This window comes from Armatimonas sp. (assembly GCF_964826245.1).
In genome coordinates, this window is the sequence record NZ_CBAYMC010000280.1 from 1 (window position 1) to 4,952 (window position 4,952).

The following is a 4,952-nucleotide window of genomic DNA, read 5'->3' on the forward strand; positions in this document are numbered from 1 at the left end:
GCTTTATCATTGAACTGGGGCCGTGGACGCTCTATCACAGCGGCGATACGATTCCTTATGAGGGCATGGAAGCTCTACTTGCGCTCTACTCCCCCACCCTCGCGCTGCTTCCCATCAATGGCCGCCTCCCCGAGCGCCATGTCTCCGGCAATCTTTGGGGCGACGAGGCAGCAACTCTGGCGAAAGCCAGCGGGGCTAAGCTTGCGATTCCCGGCCACTATGAGCTGTTCACGTTTAACACCGAGCCGCCCGAGCTTTTTGTCTCGACTTGTGAGCGAATTGGCCAGCCCTATCGGGTTCTTCGGGCGGGTGAGCGCGTGAGCCTGATAGAATAGCCGCTGGAGTGGGACGGGTGGTCGCAGGGGGCGTAAGCTGCCTGAGGAAAGTCCGGGCTTCGCAGGGCAGGGTGCAGGTTAACGGCCTGGCGGGGTGACCCGACGGAAAGTGCAACAGAAAGATACCGCCACCCCCTTCCCCTTCCTCCCAGAATTGGGAGGAGGGCCAGGGAGGAGGGTGGTAAGGGTGAAATGGTGCGGTAAGAGCGCACCGGCGGTGCGGTGACGTACCGGCCCGGCAAACCCCACTCGAAGCAAGGTCAAAGGAAGGTGTTGAGGCGGCTCGCGGAGCCTTCCGGTAGACCGCAAGAGGCGCACGGTAACGTGCGTCGCAGATAGATGACCACACAAACACAGAACCCGGCTTATAGGCCCACTCCAACAGATTCCGTGCCGGGCTAAATTAGCCCGGCACGGGCTTTACAGCCGTAGGCTACTTCTTCGTGCTCGTGCTAAGACGACCGGGCTTGGCCTCAGGGAGCTTGACGGGTTTTGCCTTGCTCATCAGGGCTTTTACCGCAGCTTCTAGCTGCGGATCGCGGCCTGCGAGCTCATCGGTGGGGCTGATCTCGACTCTGGTATCTGGCTCGGCACCCGTGTGCTCCTCGTTCACGCCATCACTCACGCGGTACCAGCCACGGCCTGGTGTGCGAATCTGCGAGCCATCTAGCAGCGAGGCGGCTCCGGTGGAGACGACCGCGCCAAAGGTCGGAATGCCAAAGATCGGGCCACGGTCGAGCTGCTTGAAGGCGTGGGCAAAGATCTCCGCGTTGGAGTAGCTGATCTCGTTGATCAGCAGGCCCGCCGGTTTGCGCCAGGGGTAGTACGGGAGGCGATCCGTTGGGTAGCCCGGGGCACCGTCACGGGCGATGGTATAGGCATGGCGTGGCTGCGAGAGCATTGTCAGCAGGTAGTCCGCCGTCGAGCCGCCTCCATTGTCACGGACATCAATGAGCAGCGCATCGCGGCCATAGGCTTCGGCATAGAGCCCTGCCTCGAACTTGTCTTGGCTGAGCTTGTCCATGCCCTGAATGTGCAGATACGCCAGCTTGCCGCCGCTGAGCTTGTGGGTGAGCTCCTGGCGCGAGGACGTCCAGTCGTCGTAGAGCAGGCTCCCCACGGCAGTGGTGGCAGCTGGGACGATCAAGACCTCGCGCTCTTTACCATCGGTGCCTTTAACGGTCAGCGGGAGCTTCTCCCCCACCGTGTCGGCGAGTAGCTCATCGGGGTTAGTGTCTGCGGTGAGGGTGGTTCCCCCAATCGCCAGAATAACTTCACCGGGAAGCAGCTTGGACTCCGCACGGTCGGCGGGGCTACTTTTCAGAACCCGCGCCACTTTGAGGCCAGGGCCACTGTAGCTCTCGTCCCAGATCGTTCCGAGCAGGCCCGTGGGAATTGGGGTGGCTCCCCCATCCGAGATAATGCCAGGCGTAATGCCAATATGCGACGAGTTCAGGTGCCCCATGAGCAAGCGGATCACGTCGTAGAAGTCCATCGGGTCGGAGGCGGCGGCGGCCATCGGGCGGTACTTCTCGCGCAGAGCAGGCCAGTCGGCACCATGGAACTTCGGATCGTAGAAGACCTGGTTCATGACCTCCCACGCCTCTTCAAAGACGGCTTTCTGTAGCTCGCGTTTATCTGCGGTTAGCTTTGCCCGGAACGCCACGGGGCGTGCCTCGGGGGCGGCGGGCGAGGCGGCAGCAATCGTGCCGCCTTGAGCAAGATAGAACAGAGTTCCCTTGGCCCAGGTGAGCCCTCCCCCTCCCGCCGCCATGCGGCGCGGCGGCTGCGAGGGTGCACCATCGGCGATCACCGCAAGCTGAATCTCCGGCCCAGCGGAGAACGCCACAAGAGTCGAGCCATCCGGGCTCGCCGTCACCACGGGCCCCGTCTCATTGCCCGGTGAGGCAGTCAGGCGGCGCGTCCGCTCATGAATCCCTTCCGCATCCACTGCCACCGCAGCTCCCCCCCCCGCCCCCGAGTTCGGGGGAGCCAATGTTGGGGCTGTTGGTGGTGCCGTAGGTGGGCCTGCGGGCTTCTTCTTCTCCTTAAGGCGCTGCCAGCCCTCGGTTGTGCGCTCGTCATCATCTTTCTTGAGGTAGACCCAGAAGATATCGAACTGGCGCTCGGAGCGCTCGCTCATCCAGATCAGCTTGCCGCCATCGGGCGAGAAAGACGGTGCGTAGTCGTTGCGCGGGTGGCGGCTGACATTGATCGGCTTGCTACCTGGCTCAAGAGAGAGCACAAAGATCTCGCTGTTGAACTCTTCGTCCTCCGCAGAGTAGGTCAGCCACTTACCATCGGGCGACCAGTTTAGCTCTTGCAGGTTCAGGACTTTGATCACCACCTTGTCGTTTTTACCGTCGGCATCCGAGACCACCAGCTCGCCCTTGCCACGGACATAGGCCAGCTTCTTACCATCGGGCGAGAAGTGCGGGCTGCTCTCAGGGGAGGCGGTGCTGGTGAGCCGCGTGCTGCTGCGCTTGAGCGACTTGCTGAGCTTGGGCTCGTCGGTGTCGGTGCTAGTGAGGGCGTAGAAGTCACCGTCTTTGACATAGATCAGGGTCTTGCCATCGGGTGACCAGGCAAGATCGCCCTCGCGCTGCGGCCCATCGGTGAGGCGTACTGCCTTTCCGCCCGTGGCTGGAGCTGCAAAGACATCCCCCCGCACCACAAAACCCACTTGCTCACCATCGCCGCTGGGAACCACTTCAGACGCGCCACTACTGAGTGTCAGGTTCTCGACCGGGTTACTCTTGTCATCAGCCGCCACTGCCAAAGCTACCATCTTAGGCGCACTTGCCGCTCCAGTTAGGGCTACCGTCTCGATTCGATCCCCTACCTCGAAGGCAGCACGGGAGCCATCAGCAGAAACCGTGGGAAAGCGAACCCCCTCCCCGACATACTTCGTGAGCTGTGTGGCCTTCCCGCCCGAGGCGCTGATTTTATAGAGGTTGTAGGCACCATCACGCTCCGAGACAAAAACGACGTTCTTGCTATCGGGCATCCAGAGCGGCCACATGTCCTGACCATCAAAATCGGTGAGCTGCTTGAACTCTTTGGTGCTGAGATCGTAGACCCAGATATCGGCGTTGGCACTGCCCCGGTAGCCGATGCGTGGCCAGTCGGTTGCACCACGCGAGAACACCAGCTTGGTACCGTCGGGGGAGAGCTGTCCTCCAATAAGATTGTTGAGCCCGAGCACCGGGATAGGCCGACCGGGCTTGTCGGAGTTATTGACCGTGTAGAGGGTCTGCCCCCGCCGGGTCAGCTCACGCACGGAGCTAATCAGCACCTTCTTGCCGCCTGCGGCCCAGCCCTGAAAACCGTTGCCCCCGCCATAGTTCGTCAGCCGTCGCGCGGGGCCACCGTTTGCGGGCATCACAAACGCCTCGTTGCGGCCATAGCGCAGAGACTGGAAGCCTATCTCTTTGCCATCGGGCGAGAACTGCGCACGTCCATCGTAGGCGGGATGTGATGTCAAGCGTCGCGCCGGTGCTCCCCCCTCGGTGGGGCTGACCCATAGATCGCCTTGATAGGAAAAGACAAGGGTCTTCCCATCGGGGGAGAGTCCAGGGTAGCGCGGAAAAGAGACGGAAGTTTGAGCAAAGCTCGCCGAGGCCAGCACAGTCGCGGCGAGTGCAAGAGAGAGGCGTTTCATGGGAGGCATTGTACCTGAATCGCAAAATTTCCTTTGCATATTACAGAGAGCCTCTTGCGTTAAAACGCCAATCGTAGCCCGTCGTAGGCCAGTGCGATGCTTTTGGGTAGCTCCTCAGACACATCTTTGTGGCTGAAGTAGTGCGAGAGATGGGTGAAGTAGGTCTGCCGTGCCCCGAGTGCTTTGGCTTCCTCGATTGCTTGCTCTAGGTGAAAATGGGTCGGGTGTGGCTCGTAGCGCACCGTTCCGAGCACAAGCGTGTCGAGATTTTGCAGAGACGGCCTTGTTTCCTCGGGAATCTCTGAGACATCGGTGACATAGGCAAAGGTCTTGTTGAAGAGAAGACTGGTGACTCTTACCTCCCCGTGCCAGTGCCAGAGTGGGAGCACCTCGATGCCGCAAAGCATCAAGGGCTGAAATGGGATCAGCTCCACCAAGTCCAGCTGCGGCTTCCCTCCCCCTTCTTGGGTCGTTTTGAAGCAGTAGTCGTAGACACTCTGCACGCGCTCCAGGGTCTCTGCCGTGCCGTAGACCGGGATTCGAATGTTGTACTGGAAGTTGAACTGCCGCAGATCGTCGAGGCCAAAGAGATGATCGGCGTGGGTGTGCGTCAAGATGCAGGCATCCACGCGCCGGACTTTCTGCGCGAGGCACTGGGTACGAAAATCCGGGCCCGCGTCTACTAGAATTGTCCCCTCCGGCCCCTGCACCGTGAGCGCGGGCCGCGTGCGCTTGTCGCGAGGGTCGGTCGAGAGGCAGACCGCACAGTCGCAGGCAAGTAGCGGGACGCCCGTGGACGTTCCTGTTCCAAGGAAGGTGACGGTCACCCTCCTCCCCCCTGCCCCCTCCTCCCAATCCTGGGAGGAGGGGGAGAAAGAGTTTTTTTTCTTGCTCCCTCCCCCAACTCTCCTCCCAGGATTGGGAGGAGGGCCGGGGAGGAGGGTACAAATGCTGCC

The 4,952-nt window shown here is 61.2% G+C and carries 3 protein-coding genes and 1 other RNA gene; 2 read left to right on the forward strand and 2 right to left on the reverse strand.

All coding sequences use genetic code 11. The annotated features are described in order from the left end of the window. Window positions 1-335: MBL fold metallo-hydrolase (locus AC1XOS_RS19605; RefSeq protein ID WP_481963905.1), on the forward strand; the 335-nt coding region annotated here is incomplete at its 5' end. A 5-nt stretch (window positions 336-340) separates the two neighbouring features. Beyond that, an RNA gene (rnpB, locus tag AC1XOS_RS19610) (RNase P RNA component class A) lies at window positions 341-719 on the forward strand. Between the two features lie 49 nt (window positions 720-768). Here the strand turns inward: rnpB and AC1XOS_RS19615 are convergent. Both AC1XOS_RS19615 and AC1XOS_RS19620 read right to left on the reverse strand, forming a co-directional pair. Beyond that, on the reverse strand, window positions 769-3,996 hold the full coding sequence (locus tag AC1XOS_RS19615) for a S41 family peptidase (RefSeq protein WP_481963906.1): 3,228 nt from the start codon (window positions 3,994-3,996) through the stop codon (window positions 769-771). Window positions 3,997-4,055: 59 nt separating this feature from the next. Continuing rightward, on the reverse strand, window positions 4,056-4,823 hold the full coding sequence (locus AC1XOS_RS19620) for an MBL fold metallo-hydrolase (protein ID WP_481963907.1): 768 nt from the start codon (window positions 4,821-4,823) through the stop codon (window positions 4,056-4,058). Window positions 4,824-4,952: the final 129 nt, after the last annotated feature.

What these genes read in the sequence shown, in the direction of transcription:
- AC1XOS_RS19615 (WP_481963906.1), bottom strand. Translation starts at nt 3,996, where the DNA reads ATGAAACGCCTCTCTCTTGCACTCGCCGCGACTGTGCTGGCCTCGGCG.